The sequence below is a fragment of the Prochlorococcus sp. MIT 1318 genome, assembly GCF_047304505.1.
GTDB lineage: Bacteria > Cyanobacteriota > Cyanobacteriia > PCC-6307 > Cyanobiaceae > Prochlorococcus > Prochlorococcus marinus_D.
Genome location: NZ_CP138958.1, coordinates 2,114,870 through 2,129,023, shown reverse-complemented (window position 1 = coordinate 2,129,023; position 14,154 = coordinate 2,114,870). Strand labels below are relative to the sequence as shown.

15 protein-coding genes are annotated in these 14,154 nt (G+C 50.7%); 11 read left to right on the top strand and 4 right to left on the bottom strand.

Annotated features, from left to right (window positions below):
• Positions 1 to 15: 15 nt before the first annotated feature.
• A complete protein-coding gene (locus SIB66_RS10715) occupies positions 16 to 810 on the bottom strand; it encodes a phycocyanobilin:ferredoxin oxidoreductase (protein ID WP_063406724.1) in 795 nt (264 codons plus the stop codon).
• 61 nt (positions 811 to 871) lie between these two features.
• Here SIB66_RS10715 and SIB66_RS10710 point away from each other — a divergent pair, with 61 nt between their 5' ends.
• A complete protein-coding gene (locus SIB66_RS10710; RefSeq protein WP_063407043.1) occupies positions 872 to 2,068 on the top strand; it encodes a M16 family metallopeptidase in 1,197 nt (398 codons plus the stop codon).
• Positions 1,972 to 3,339 carry a M16 family metallopeptidase gene (locus SIB66_RS10705; RefSeq protein ID WP_063406725.1) on the top strand — a complete coding sequence of 456 codons (1,368 nt, stop codon included), beginning with the start codon at positions 1,972 to 1,974 and terminating at the stop codon, positions 3,337 to 3,339. Before SIB66_RS10710 ends, SIB66_RS10705 begins: the two co-directional genes overlap by 97 nt.
• Here SIB66_RS10705 and SIB66_RS10700 read toward each other — a convergent pair.
• Positions 3,336 to 3,575, bottom strand: a complete 240-nt coding sequence (locus tag SIB66_RS10700; protein ID WP_041384313.1) for a DUF3148 domain-containing protein — start codon at positions 3,573 to 3,575, stop codon at positions 3,336 to 3,338. The genes SIB66_RS10705 and SIB66_RS10700 overlap by 4 nt on opposite strands.
• 56 nt (positions 3,576 to 3,631) lie before the next feature.
• Between SIB66_RS10700 and SIB66_RS10695 the strand changes: the two genes are divergently transcribed.
• The 4 genes from SIB66_RS10695 (at position 3,632) to SIB66_RS10680 (ending at position 6,859) form a co-directional block, all read left to right on the top strand.
• Positions 3,632 to 4,204, top strand: a complete 573-nt coding sequence (locus tag SIB66_RS10695) for a biotin transporter BioY (RefSeq protein ID WP_063406726.1) — start codon at positions 3,632 to 3,634, stop codon at positions 4,202 to 4,204.
• On the top strand, positions 4,201 to 4,698 hold the full coding sequence (gene lspA / locus SIB66_RS10690) for a signal peptidase II (RefSeq protein ID WP_063406727.1): 498 nt from the start codon (positions 4,201 to 4,203) through the stop codon (positions 4,696 to 4,698). Before SIB66_RS10695 ends, lspA begins: the two co-directional genes overlap by 4 nt.
• A gap of 176 nt (positions 4,699 to 4,874) precedes the next feature.
• Positions 4,875 to 5,264 (top strand): carbamoyl-phosphate synthase subunit L, encoded by a 390-nt coding sequence (locus SIB66_RS10685; RefSeq protein ID WP_236073783.1) that lies wholly within the window; start codon positions 4,875 to 4,877, stop codon positions 5,262 to 5,264.
• Positions 5,261 to 6,859, top strand: a complete 1,599-nt coding sequence (locus SIB66_RS10680) for a YcjF family protein (RefSeq protein WP_063406728.1) — start codon at positions 5,261 to 5,263, stop codon at positions 6,857 to 6,859. Before SIB66_RS10685 ends, SIB66_RS10680 begins: the two co-directional genes overlap by 4 nt.
• A 93-nt stretch (positions 6,860 to 6,952) precedes the next feature.
• On the opposite strand, the gene SIB66_RS10675 is transcribed toward SIB66_RS10680, so the two are convergent.
• Positions 6,953 to 8,359, bottom strand: a complete 1,407-nt coding sequence (locus SIB66_RS10675; protein ID WP_063406729.1) for a pyridoxal phosphate-dependent decarboxylase family protein — start codon at positions 8,357 to 8,359, stop codon at positions 6,953 to 6,955.
• A gap of 120 nt (positions 8,360 to 8,479) precedes the next feature.
• Here SIB66_RS10675 and SIB66_RS10670 point away from each other — a divergent pair, with 120 nt between their 5' ends.
• Positions 8,480 to 8,953 carry a nucleoside deaminase gene (locus SIB66_RS10670; RefSeq protein WP_063406730.1) on the top strand — a complete coding sequence of 158 codons (474 nt, stop codon included), beginning with the start codon at positions 8,480 to 8,482 and terminating at the stop codon, positions 8,951 to 8,953.
• Here the strand turns inward: SIB66_RS10670 and SIB66_RS10665 are convergent.
• Complete coding sequence (locus SIB66_RS10665) at positions 8,895 to 10,079, bottom strand: pyridoxal-phosphate-dependent aminotransferase family protein (protein WP_063406731.1); 1,185 nt, start codon at positions 10,077 to 10,079, stop codon at positions 8,895 to 8,897. The genes SIB66_RS10670 and SIB66_RS10665 overlap by 59 nt on opposite strands.
• A 546-nt stretch (positions 10,080 to 10,625) precedes the next feature.
• Here SIB66_RS10665 and glnA point away from each other — a divergent pair.
• The 4 genes from glnA (at position 10,626) to SIB66_RS10645 (ending at position 14,079) form a co-directional block, all read left to right on the top strand.
• On the top strand, positions 10,626 to 12,047 hold the full coding sequence (gene glnA, locus SIB66_RS10660) for a type I glutamate--ammonia ligase (RefSeq protein ID WP_063406732.1): 1,422 nt from the start codon (positions 10,626 to 10,628) through the stop codon (positions 12,045 to 12,047).
• A gap of 783 nt (positions 12,048 to 12,830) precedes the next feature.
• The gene (locus SIB66_RS10655) at positions 12,831 to 13,202 is read left to right on the top strand and encodes a hypothetical protein (protein ID WP_236073781.1); all 372 of its coding nucleotides are present in this window, start codon (positions 12,831 to 12,833) and stop codon (positions 13,200 to 13,202) included.
• Between the two features lie 134 nt (positions 13,203 to 13,336).
• Positions 13,337 to 13,579, top strand: a complete 243-nt coding sequence (locus tag SIB66_RS10650) for a hypothetical protein (protein ID WP_236070314.1) — start codon at positions 13,337 to 13,339, stop codon at positions 13,577 to 13,579.
• Between the two features lie 2 nt (positions 13,580 to 13,581).
• Positions 13,582 to 14,079: a hypothetical protein gene (locus tag SIB66_RS10645; protein WP_236070315.1), complete on the top strand. Its 498-nt coding sequence runs from the start codon at positions 13,582 to 13,584 to the stop codon at positions 14,077 to 14,079.
• Positions 14,080 to 14,154 lie beyond the last annotated feature (75 nt).

Sequence of the window (14,154 nt, the reverse complement as noted above, 5' to 3'; positions counted from 1 at the left end):
TCCAGGTTTTGTTGCTTAAAGGGGAGGTGGATCCTCGAACAAGATCTCCTCGATGTATCGATCCGCCCATTGAGGATTGAAGGCTTTCTCCAGCACTCCACGTGTCTTGTCGTTGCGTTTCTGTTGGATGCAATAGGAGAGTTGGCTCTTATGCCTTTGGATCGTAGATGCCGCATCAGAAGCATCGGGAGTCGCGTCAATGACGCTAGAGATAAGAGCTTTGAGATAGCCATCTGCCAAATCCACGAACCAGCTTTCCTCTTGGCTACTAGCTGGACGGATGAACTGGACAAACGGCGAGAAAATGGATCCCCATTCAGGCAATTCCCTCACCTGTTGAAACGCAGGAATGGGCAGTGACTCAAGGCCATGGAGTAGGGCCACTGGCATTGTTAGGCCTACAGGCGAAAGATCCACGATGGCCGCCGAAATACCGGCAGGACCAGCAACAATATCGGCTCCAAAAATTGGTAGATCAAAGCGAGGATCGGGAAAGAAGACGCAATGGAGTACTTGCAGTCCCCCTCCCAGCCTTGCTATCTCCAAATGCAACTTGCGCATCCCCCGACAACGATGCAATTCATTGCTAATCAGCAGCTCCTCTCCATCAAGCTGGCCGCTGATTGACTCCATCACTGAATCCAGTGCAAATGGACTGAGCTCCGGTAACTGCGCCCTGCGCTGCCTGATTCGTGCTGCCAACGACTCGATTAACGGATGAATTGCCGGGCCGCTTGTGGAGGGAAAAGGCAGCACGATGGCAAGAAGGATCAGAATGGGACTTTGACATGCACCTCTGACACGCTCCACCCCTAAACCCAGTCTTCAACACTGGGCTCTAAAGAACAAGACCCGCTGCGTGTTGGCATCCATGCCAGATGCACCACTGACTTGTTTAGACCTCTGGTGCAAAGCAGGTAGTTCAAGCGAACAAAAAGGAGAGGAAGGACTAGCCCACTTTCTTGAACACATGGTGTTCAAGGGAAGCTCACAGATGGAGGCGGGAGAATTCGATCGCAAAATCGAAGCGCTTGGAGGCAGCAGCAATGCCGCCACAGGTTTCGATGACGTCCACTTTCACGTTCTTGTACCACCAACGGCAGCTAGGGCAGCACTTGATCTACTGCTCAACCTCGTTCTGACTCCAGCTCTGCGTTCAGAGGCCTATGCCATGGAGCGAGACGTCGTATTGGAGGAAATTGCCCAATATCGAGATCAACCGGATGATCAAGTCCTCCAACAGCTTCTCGAAGCATGCTGCGAAGATCATCCCTACGGCCGAGCCATCCTTGGCTGTGAAGCAAGCCTAAAAACAAGTACTCCCGAGCAAATGAGGGAGTTCCACAGCCGCCGCTATCGAGGCCCGAACTGTTGCCTAGCAATTGCGGGTGCCATTCCGATAGGCCTGGAAGAAATCTTGAACAACAGCCGTCTGGCTGAGTTGAATCACCAAACGATGGAGGACATTGATCCTGCCATTTCTCCAACGCTCAGCTTTCAAAAAGGGCGACGAGAAATTCAAGTCCCCAGGCTGGAATCCACCCGGCTATTGATGACCTGGCCGATGCCCCCTGCCTCAAACCAAGAGATGGTGATGGGAGCTGACCTGGCGACCACCCTGCTTGCGGAAGGACGTCGCAGTCGACTGGTGCATCACCTCAGAGAGGAATTGCAAATCGTGGAATCGATCGATATGGATGTAACCGTGTTGGAACAAGGCAGCCTTGTATTGCTAGAAGCATGCTGCAACGAGACGCAGCTGGACAGGGTGGAAAAGGAAATCCACCATTTACTGCAGACGAGCCTCGAATCAACACCCAAGAATCAGGAGATCGAACGAGCTAGCCAACTGGTTTCAAATGGACTGTGTTTCAGCCTTGAAGCTCCCAGTCAAGTAGCCGGCCTGGCAGGGAATCAAGCTCTTTGGAATCGTCCTCAATCCTTGTTGGCACCACTTGATCACCTGTCTGCATGGACGCCGACTCGACTTCTCGAGCAAATGCTTCCATTACTGCAACCAGAGCGGAGCTTCACCCTTGTTGCCAGACCGATGGAAGCAGAAGAATGAATCCTCTCGATGTGGTTTTAGATCCAATCGCCGCACCGGGAGTTCTCGCCGCCAAGCTCTGGGTTAGAGGCGGCAGTGGTGCTGACCCAAAAGGGCAACGGGGAGTTCATCAACTGCTCGGAGCCCTCTTGACCAGGGGCTGTGGACCCTATGACCACCTTGCTCTGGCCGATCTCGTTGAAGGCTGTGGGGCAGGTTTGCGCTGCGATACCCACGAAGACGGATTGCTAATTAGCCTCAAATGTGCAGATCGTGATGCCGAACGACTCCTTGATTTACTTGGCTGGATGCTGATCGATCCGCATCTGGATTCAAGTCAAGTAACGCTGGAAAGGGATCTCAGTCTTCAGGCCTTGCAAAGACAAAGAGAAGACCCATTTCACGTGGCTTTTGACGGCTGGCGGCAGATGGCTTACGGCAGTGGCCCCTACGGCCACGATCCCCTTGGCCTTAGCGAGGACCTCAACCAACTTGGTCGTCAGCAATTAATTTCGCTAATCGACGGGCTAACAGCACAATCACCTGTGCTTGCCCTCTCTGGGACCCTTCCAGAGGATCTTGAACAGCGGCTGGAGGCAATGGAATCTTTTCAGCGCTGGCCCAATCAGCCACCTCAGCAAGCGAGAACGCCTGAATCGAGCAAGATCTCAACAGAGAACATTCAGCTCGAATCCAACATTTGTCTTCAGCCTGAACCTACAAGTCAGGTGGTCATGATGCTTGGACAGCCAACCCTTGCGCATGGCCATGAAGACGATCTAGCACTGCGTCTACTGAACTGCCACCTGGGATTAGGCATGTCGAGCTTGCTGTTCAGGCGTCTACGAGAGCAACACGGGGTGGCCTATGACGTAGGCACTCATCACCCGGTACGTAAGTGTGCCGCTCCATTTGTATTCCATGCCTCAACAAGCGAAGACAAGGCAAAACTCACCCTTCAATTGCTTCTAGATAGCTGGTGGGAACTCAGCCAGCAAGAGATATCAGAAGAAGACATTGAACTGGCACGCGCAAAATTCCATGGTCAACTCGCCCATGGAGCTCAAACCACTGGACAACGGGCAGAACGCCGAGCCCAATTGCGGGGACTAGGGCTGCCAGCCAACTATGACCAGCACAGCTTGGAGGCAATCAAAAATCTTGATGGAAGCGCTCTGCAAAAGGCAGCTCAACGACATCTAAGAATGCCCTTGCTAAGTCTCTGTGGCCCAGAAAACAGCCTTCAAATCCTTGCCAAGGATTGGCAACAGCAAGTGGTTCAAAGCTCTTAATCCCCCTTTGCGCCATCAACATCTGAAAGGTCAAAGATCAGGCGATCCAGTGGGATCAGAAAGCTGCCATGACGAAATCGCACAACAGCCATGTCCTTGGCTCGCAGGCCAACGATCTCGCCAAGCTCTTCTGGGGAGACCAAATCCGGTGGCCGTAGCATAGGCATGGGATCCGCGGTCTTTAGATAAGGCAAAGGCACCTTTAAACGGACCTGTTGACCAATAACCGGTTCCATCAGAAATGAGCAATGCCACTCTCCTACTGCAGGATGGAGCTAGCTGAAAACCCTTTTTGCGAGCCCTGGCCACCTGGAGCGGCGCCCTCGCCGGCCTGATGATGATCCTTGTAGGAGGGTTGATCCCTGCTGCGCTGCTCTTGCCTGGCCTTGACTTACAACCGCACGTGTTAACGCTTCCAAGTACTTGGCAGGTGCCAGCTCTATTGCTGTGTGCACTCGTATGCGGTCCGCGTGCTGGAGTCATCGCTGCAGTTGCCTATCTCACCATTGGCCTAGTTGACCTACCCGTATTTCATGGTGGTGGAGGCCTCAATTATGTGCTGACACCAGGTTTTGGCTACCTGGCTGGATTCGTTCCAGCTGCTTGGCTCAGTGGTCGTCTGGCCCAGCAACCAGGCATGAATGATGTACTGAGCCTGACGATTGCAGCAATCGCGGGGCTGATCATGCTGCAACTTTGCGGCGTACTCAATCTGCTTATCGGATCTGCCCTATACCATTGGCCTGATCGCATTCCAGAACTGCTATTTAGCTATACCTTTGGGCCCCTACCCGCTCAACTAGTCCTCTGTGCAGGCGTTGGCGTACTTGCCTTGCCATTGCGAAATCTGCTGTTTGTTGAATGAATCAACCTCAAATACTGAAGCAACGTCAACTATCACGCAGGGCAATGCTGCTAATCAGCATCCTGCTGATGCTGATTGATCAGATCAGCAAAAGCTGGGCCCGTCAACAACTCAGTTCAGGCTTGGTACTCCCTTTTGTTCCTGGGCTATTGCAGTTGCGTCTGATCAGCAATACAGGCGCAGCTTTTAATCTTTTCAATGGAGCAACATTCCTCTTAGGGCTGCTCAGCCTGGCTGTGACCATTGGTTTGATGGTCTGGATTTGGAGAGCAGGACAGATGCCGATATGGCAAGGCCTTGCAATGTCCTTTCTGCTCGGCGGAACTATCGGCAATGGCTTGGACCGATGGCGTCTAGGGCACGTCACCGACTTTCTGCAACTTGTACCGGTGGACTTTCCGATTTTCAATGGAGCCGATGTGGCGATCAATTTGGCCGTGATCTGCTTCGGAATCGACGCCCTGACAAGACGCCATGGACAACAACACACCTAAGCGTTGTGCCATGGCTGGAGTGATCATCAATTAGATCAGTCAACCCGATCGAAACGTTGTTCTTTAAAGCGATAGCTGCCGCTTTAGTGGAAACGTAAGGATGGAGCTTGCCCTTACTTGATCATCAAGACAAACATTTGGTCTCTAGATGATCTCAAACCCACCAATGCACGTTGGTGGGGGAGGAGAGGCCGAGAGCTGGAATGATGCGACGCCGATCAAATCAAGATTTCACGATCCTCAAAGATCGAATGACCTATCCACCTCATTCCTGCATACGGCCAGCGAAAGCATCAAACATGCTGGTCTGGGAAGATTCAGAGCATGCCTTAAATGGTGGTGATGAACTGGACAAGTGCAATAGGTGTCTTTGCGATATGGAAGATGGCAAGTCCGGCACAACCATTAATGCCAGAGATCTGCTATTGATCGGCCATGAGCCTTGCGGATACAAATTCTTTGTCTCTGGCTCAGCAATGATGCCAACAGTTCCAGATCCCAGACGCTGTCTCTCTGGTCAAAGATCATTCAATCTGGAGGCCAGCGGAATCATGACAAACAAATGACCTCCCGTCAGCGGCTGCTCCTATGGATCGCCTGCGCGCTGGTGGTCTTGCTTGTCATCGGAGCTCTAGTGCAAGTGGTGAGGAACCTGCTCTGGGATTTGAGTTACCTACTACCTCCCTGGTTGCTAGGCCCGGTGTTGTTACTAACAGCAGGCCTCATCATCTTGATGATCTATCAAGTTGGATGGCCCTGGTGGAAGGCTTTTAAGCGTCAGAACTTAGAAACTGCTCAAAACAATCAACGGCCCCTTTCTCCTCCAAGTAGCCGTCATCAAGCAGCCAAGCAAAGTCTTGAAAGCATTGATCGCCTGCTCGAACGCCTTCAAGACGATGTCACTCGAGAAGGGCTTAAGCAAGAGAGAGAAAGGGTGGCTGATGAGCTGGCCCGTGGTGATCTGATGGTGGTGGTGTTCGGTACTGGTTCCAGCGGCAAGACATCTCTGATCCGAGCACTCCTGAACGAAATGGTGGGTGAGGTTGGTGCACCCATGGGATCCACAACCAGTAGCCAGATTTATCGACTGCGTTTAAAGGGACTTGATCGTGGCCTTCAACTGGCTGACACCCCAGGAATTCTTGAAGCTGGCAGAGCCGGTTTAAGCCGAGAGAAGGAAGCAAGGCAACGAGCTAGTAGAGCTGACCTGATGGTGGTGGTTCTGGACTGTGATTTACGCGCTTCAGAGCTGGAGGTCATCAGTAGCCTCGCCAATCTGGGCAAACGATTGCTCCTGGTTCTGAATAAATGCGATCTACGCGGTGAAGAAGAGGAGCGACGGCTGTTGGCGCAGTTGCGAGGGCGATGCAAGGGCTTGCTTGAAGCTGAAGATGTGATCTCCTGTAGCGCTGCACCCCAGTCATTGCCGCGTCCTGGCAAACGACCTTTGCAGCCTCCGGCTGAGGTCGACAACCTGTTGCGGCGCCTTGCGTCAGTGCTACACGCCGATGGTGAAGAACTACTTGCAGACAACATTCTGCTGCAATGTCGCCATCTGGGAGATGCCGGTCGGCAGCTGTTGGATCGACAACGACACCATGAAGCGCGTCAGTGTGTTGATCGTTACAGCTGGATTAGTGGTGGTGTCGTCGCTGCAACCCCCCTCCCAGGAGTGGATCTATTGGGGACGGCAGCGGTGAATGCCCAAATGGTGATGGAGGTCGCCCGGGTCTATGGAGTTCAACTCACTCGCAACCGAGCACAAGAACTGGCGGTCTCAGTAGGTCGCACTTTGGCAGGACTTGGCATTGTTAAAGGTGGAGTGGCGATCATCGGCACAGCTCTTAGTGTCAACTTGCCCACCCTGTTGCTGGGCCGAGCGGTACAAGGGGTCGCTGCTGCTTGGCTCACACGCGTTGCGGGAGCCAGCTTCATTACCTACTTCCAGCAGGATCAAGACTGGGGGGATGGCGGTATGCAGGAAGTGGTGCAACGTCACTACGATCTCAACCGACGAGAATCTTCGCTGGAACGTTTTCTCACGACAGCCCTGCGGCGGGTGGTTGAGCCTCTTCAGCGGGAGAAACGGCGACAGCTCCCGCCACGCCCAGGGCCTCGGGGGGTGGCGGACGCATCGGACCTCGGGCATCCAGAACTGTGATCAAAGCCAGGTAGAACAATCCAATCGCTACTGATAAAACAGTCGTGATAATTGCCACCCAGCGACCTCGTGGGGGTGATGAAGCCATTAGCGCTAACCCAGCAAAGATTGATTCATCAGAGTTGCCAACCGATTGAGATGAATCGATTGCGTATGGGGGTTGCCCAAGACCACCTTGAGGAAATGACGACCATGATGCAAGGGTCTTGACACCATCAACTGCTGTTCCAGCAAGCTTTGCCGTGTTGCTAATGACCAGACTGAGGCTTGATCTGCATCGGCGTTCTTAGGTGTACAGGCAATCAGATGCAATGGTCCGCTGAGAAGAATCAACCTGGATGCATCGAGTTGACGCGCGAGCGACTGACGACGCTGAATTGCCCCCTCCAGCAAGCTCTGAATTCCCTGCTCCCCGAGTTGACGCAGACCCAACCAAAGCTTGAGCACCTCTGCTGGCCGAGTTCCTTGAAGGCCAATTTCACTTCCATGACCGTCTCCCCAGGCTGGTTCCATATAGGGCAAGCCAGTCGAGAAGGCTGAAGCAAGATGGGATTGGTTCGCGACTAGCAATAGGGATGATGTCTTAGTGATCCCAAGCAACTTTTGAGGGTTCACTGTGATCGAATCGGCTAGAGAGATTCCTTCAACCACAGAAGCAGTGGCTTCTTTTAGAGCAAAGACCCCTCCAATGGCTCCATCGATATGCAACCAGACCCGCTCGCGTCTGCATAGCTCTGCTACCGCTACCAAGGGATCTACAGCTCCCTGGACAGTCGTGCCTGCTGTCGCCACAACGGCTAAGCATGGTCTCCCTTCTGCGCGGAGAGCCTTCAGTTGATCCTCTAGGGCATCGAGATTCATGCAGCCCTCTTGATCGACAGGCACCGACTGCAAGGCATCGCTAGCCAACCCCATAACCCGAATGGCCTTAGCGAGTGACACATGGGCGTCGACACTTGCAAGCACAACTGCCCTGGGATCATCTTGAAGATCTCCCTGTTGGCGAGCTATCACCATCGCCATGAGATTGCTGAGGCTGCCACCACTGGCTGCCACACCACCAGCCGTCAACGGCAGCCCCAAGCGCTCAGCAAACCAGCGGCACATCTCTCGCTCTAAACGCGAAAGACTGGGTGACAACTCCTCGGCCAAAAGATTGTTGTTTAGTCCTGCGCAGATCAAATCGGCAGCGATGGATGCCGTTAGAGGAGGCGGATCGAGATGAGCCAAAGCACCTGGATGGGAAGGCTGATAAGCCCCTTCCATCACCAACTGCAAATCGTCCAGCAAGGCATCAACTGAAAGACCTTGAGGCGGCGGCGCCACATCAGGCAAAGCACTAAGTGCTGGTAAGGGGCCTCGATTGCTTGCTGTTGCGAACCACTGACAAAGTCGAGCACTGGCCTGCTCCAGAAAAGTCTGCAGTTCTGGATCGAAACGGTCAGGCTTGGCAAAGGGCGCCAAGGTCGCAGTCGGCCTTATCTGGGGAGTGCCAGCCAATAACGCTCGTCATACAAGTTCCATTCTCCCTCCTGATGGCATTGTTTGATCAGGAGCTGCCACTTAGCGGTGCCTTTAGCGAAACCTCTTGAACTAACCAACAGGCAATGCCGCTGTTGGATGTTGCGGCTACTGACTCGAGCAAAACAACTTGGCGGTCTTGGAGAAGTTCCTGTGAGTGCAATAGTGCTGGATGCCGATGGCCGCTGTATCGGCCATGGCAGCAACCAAAGGCATCGAGGACGTGATCCATTAGGCCATGCAGAACTGATTGCACTCCGACAGGCTGCCTGGCTCAGAAGTGATTGGCGATTTAATGACTGCACCCTGATTGTCACTCTGGAACCCTGTCCGATGTGCGCGGGAGCACTAATACAAGCGCGCATGGGCCAGGTGATCTTTGCTGCATACGACCCCAAGCGAGGCGGGCTTGGTAGCACAATCAATCTGGGGGAACACCCCAGTGCACATCATAAAATGCGTGTTCTTGGCGGTGTGATGGAAGTTGAAGCCAGGCAGCAGCTAGAAGCCTGGTTCAAGCAGCAACGGCAACGTTTTCACGAAAACGAGGTAACTCTGACTCGAACAGATTGAGCAACAGTTCAACGTTTTTAGGGGTGGAGTTGTATCCCATCAAGCCAATCCTCCAGATCTTGCCAGCCAGGCTTCCTAAGCCGCCGCCGATTTCAATGCCGTGCTCATTCAGCAAATGCAGACGGAAGGCATTGCCATCAACTCCATTAGGAATGCAAACAGTTGTGAGTGTGGGCAAACGCAAGGCTTCAGGTACATGCAACTCCAAACCAAGACTCTCGAGCCCTGCCCAGAGCACTTCGGCATTGCAGCGATGACGATCCCAAGCGTTTTCAAGGCCCTCATCCGCAAGTAATCGCAGCGCTTCACGCATCCCAAAGTTCATATTCACCGGCGCAGTGTGGTGATAAACCCTGTCGCTTCCCCAATACTGATTCAGCAGCGACACGTCTAGATACCAATTGGGCACCTTGCTACTACGGGCCGCAAGCTTCTCTTCGGCGCGGGGCCCCATGGTGAAAGGACCAAGACCAGGAGGGCAGCTGAGCCCCTTTTGGCTGCAGCTGTAAGACAGATCAACCTTCCATTGATCCAGAAAAACCGGCACAGCGCCTAAGGAGGTGACCGTATCAAGCAGTAAGAGGCAATCGTGCTTATGGCAAAGATCGCCGACACCATCCATTGGCTGACAAACGCCAGTGGATGTTTCTGCATGCACTAGAGCCAGAATTGCTGGGCGATGCTCGATCAAAGCTGCTTCTAGCTCTGCAAGGGAAAAGGCTTCTCCCCAGGGTTTTTCAATTAACTGAACATTGGCTCGATAGCGAGCAGCCATATCGGCAAGGCGATTGCCGAAATAACCGTTTACCGCAACTAATACCGTGTCACCAGATTCAACGGTATTGGCCAAGGTCGCCTCCATGGCAGCACTACCAGTACCGCTCATCGGCAGTGTGAAACGGTTGTCGGTCTGCCAGGTGTAGCGGAGCAACTCCTGCACCTCACCCATCAATTTCAGATAAAGGGGGTCAAGGTGGCCAATCGGAGAGCGCGCAAGTGCCTGAAGCACCTTGGGATCGGCATTTGAGGGTCCAGGCCCAAATAGCAAGCGGGTAGGCGTGGCAATCGGTTCGAGAACCGTCTTATGAGATTGGTCAACCTGGGGAAGGGTTTGCGTCGTCGCCAAGGCCCTTGGTTAGTTCAATTATCTAGAGCCTAAGCAGTCACCCTTCATCCCCGGGACTTTTTTGAGGGATTGCAACGGCAACCAAGCAGGTCAATCAATAGCGAGGGCAATAAAAAATACTGATTTTTTTTTGCGTCTCTTGGCAGCAGAAGGGAAGAAAGTAAAAAAACGCTAGCTCGTCTGGCAAAGTCCCTTTGAAGCCTGATTCCCATTGACTGAAAGCAGGCTTCAAAACCGTTCATGCAGATCGAGCGAAGGCTGAAAGAAAATGGTTGTAGCAACCAATCAACCCTTTGATGAGATCAGCCATTGAGGACGAATGGACGACTTGGACGAGTTGAGGGATATAGAAGCTAAACAATCAAAATCAGTGATCAAGCCATAAAGTTCTCCCAGACTTAGATCAGCCCAAGCTGACAGAAACGGTTACGGAATCCACCCAGAAAGGAAACAAGGCTTCATTAGAAGGTACCTGTTGCTACAAAAAGGAGGCCATGCGGCTGATTACGGTCGCTCACTTATCGCCGGCTCGGCCTCATCTTCGCCATGGGCAAATCACCCCAAGACGTCCTCCGCCAGATCAAGGACGAGGGCATTGAACTGATTGACCTCAAGTTCACTGATCTGCACGGCAAGTGGCAGCACCTCACCGTTTGTTCAGACTTGATTGACGAGGAAGCCTTCACTAATGGATTGGCTTTCGATGGATCTTCCATCCGTGGATGGAAGGCCATCAACGAATCAGATATGGATATGGTGCCCGACGCCAGTACGGCCTGGATCGACCCCTTTTATCGCCACAAGACTCTTAGCTTGATCTGTTCCATTCGGGAACCTCGTAGCGGCGAGCCCTATGCCAGATGCCCCAGGGCACTTGCCCAAAAAGCCCTCGGTTACTTAGCCGGCACCGGCCTAGCTGATACAGCCTTTTTCGGCCCTGAGCCAGAGTTTTTCATCTTTGACGACGTCCGCTATAACTCTGGCGAAGGTGGCTGCTTCTACAGCGTTGACACGATTGAGGCCCCTTGGAATAGCGGTCGCATTGAAGAAGGCGGCAACCTTGCCTACAAGATCCAACTGAAAGAAGGCTACTTTCCGGTTCCACCCAACGACACCGCCCAGGACATCCGTTCCGAAATGCTGCTGCTGATGGGGCAATTAGGAATCCCGATGGAGAAGCACCACCATGAAGTTGCTGGTGCTGGCCAACATGAATTGGGGATGAAGTTCGCTGAGCTGATTGAAGCTGCGGACAACGTGATGATTTACAAGTACATCGTCAGGAATGTTGCACGTAAATACGGCAAAACGGCAACGTTTATGCCCAAGCCGGTGTTCAACGACAACGGCACCGGGATGCATGTTCACCAGAGCCTCTTTAAAGGAGGCCAGCCCCTGTTCTTTGGAGAAGGCACCTACGCCAACTTGTCACAGACGGCTCGCTGGTATATCGGCGGCATCCTTAAGCATGCTCCCTCCTTCCTGGCTTTCACAAACCCCACAACCAATAGCTACAAGCGTTTGGTGCCAGGTTTTGAAGCTCCTGTAAACCTTGTTTATTCCCAGGGCAATAGGTCTGCAGCTGTTCGCATTCCGCTCACTGGCCCAAACCCGAAAGCCAAGCGTCTTGAATTCCGCCCAGGCGATGCCTTGGCCAATCCTTATCTAGCTTTCAGCGCAATGATGATGGCGGGCGTTGACGGCATTAAAAACCAAATTGACCCTGGCGATGGTTTCGATGAGGATCTATTTGAATTACCAGAAGAACGCCTTGCCAGCATTCCCACAGTGCCAGCTTCACTTAATGGTGCGCTCGAAGCGTTAAATGCAGACAAGAACTACCTCATGGAAGGGGGAGTCTTCACTGAAGACTTCATTAACAACTGGATTGACATCAAATACGAAGAGGTGCAGCAATTGCGTCAACGTCCTCATCCCCATGAGTTCACCATGTATTACGACGCATGAGACTGGGTGAAAAGATCACCATCTGTTTGAAAAAATAGGGAAAGTTATTCATTTAAACTAATTTTCAAGTCCCCGCAGCTAAGCGGGGACATTTTTCATGCCCTAGCATTCAGGAAAATATGGCTCTTTTTATAGAAAATGTCCTCCGAGGCACTTTGACTATGGAAAGAAATTAGAATTTAATGGCTGAGAATGTTTATGAGAGGGACATGTATTAACAACATATTGTGACGCTTAATTGCTAGCATTGGTGTGTAAATAGTAAGCCATCTACAATTAATATCAACTGCATCTTCAAGCAGAAGATTTGATGGAGTACTCATTCCTTTGGTTCAAGCTAAACAACTAAGCAGAATCCCATGGGCTCTTGTGATTTGCAGCCATTAAGTAATGGCCAAGCTTGAGAAGAAACGTCTTCGTGGTCAATGGCAGAAACTGCTAATAAATCATCCAATACTGCGTATACGGTTGTTTATATGAACAACTTTACGGGTTCAAGTAGATTTTGGCTTTGCTGACCTTTTAATTACTACATTCAAGCTTCAAATTTATCAAGCTGCCTAGTCTAGAAAGGTAGTTGTATATCTATTCTGTGTCTGCTTATGCCTATTTCCTTGATGCTATCCAACAAAAAGACTTTCTCAATTCAAGAGAGAAACGGTCCGTTATTATTGGTGAAGCTGACCCCGATGATAGGAGTAATTGGGTAATTGATGGTTTAGTGATTGGAATGTCCTGTGCCCTTAAACAGGGGGAAAAGGCCGAAGATTATGGATTTAACCTATGGCCAGCAATTGGTCCTGTTTTTGCAGGAGTAACATCAATAACCAAAAACGTAAATTTGCCAAAGATATTTTAAAAGCAGCACTAACTCTGCCCGGCGAAATGCCTGAATTATCTGAGGTAAATGAAACAAGTGAGGGAGGTTATGTTTTTTGGGCACAAGACATTGAATATGATCCAACCTGGGTAGAACAGACTGGAGGAAATGCTAATGAAGTCTATGCTGGGATCACAGCACTTCTATGGGCCGGAAGACAAGTTTTAGGAGATGATTTCATTATAGCTCCAGTACCTAGTAGTAGTATACTTAAGAATCCAGGAGACTTTGATACAGATGTTATCATTATGGAAATGAAGAGTCTGATTATCTGAGAATTCTACAACTTGATAATCTACCAAGTAGACAATCGTCTGGGAAAGAGTGGAGCTATTTATCAGTTTTATTTCAAAACAATATCATTGATGGTTTTCTTGGACAGCAGTATGCAATTGACAATATAGAAGCATTGTCGGGAACTGTCTCTGCTGATACGAGAAAATTCTCTCCCGATGAAGAATTAAACTATGCAATTCTTTCAGCGTGGAGTAATCCATCTCAACTAGAAGAAACCACTACGGATGGTCCTCCATGGAATTGTTACTACAATGGAGCTCTACACTTCAATGTAGCTGCCTATTTTGGCGGGGATGATGGAGAAAATATACCAACAAATGTAGATCCAAAAAAATATCTTATCCAACCAAGGTAAGCTTGCCAAGCTTGCAAATAGCACATGAGCAGGAAGGCTGTCCTATTCTTGATTTAATTGGCTTGGGTAGTTCTAAAATAGATGCAGTTATAAGCATTAAAAAAATACTTCTCAAGACATCTTATTGTGTTACTACTCAATTAATGATTATCAAGGGAGTGTTTTGGATTCGCTTGCTGGAGAGATTTTATGGATATCGCTCCGTGGCTTTGAATCAACTTAATCAGGCTTCAGGCCTAGCAAGACTAACTGGAAAGAATAGTGCATTCACATTTCATTCTCTAGAATGCATAAAAGAAGACTCTCTAATAGCACCATTCATACAATTAACTGAGAGCCTCATGGCCAAAACACTTTTCTCATTTGAAGATGCCAATCAAGGTGGATTCTCACACTTTAAGCCTATTGGAGTTAATAGCTATGGCGTAGATGTATCCTTTAAAAGTCAGTCTGCTGATTATGACGATCTAATTATTAGGATTACTTTCCCTGGTCTTTGATCTAAGTCTAGGTAATGGTTTATGTAACTTATGATTCAATTGAGCTAGGAATCTTTTTTTTATTTCGAAACCAAT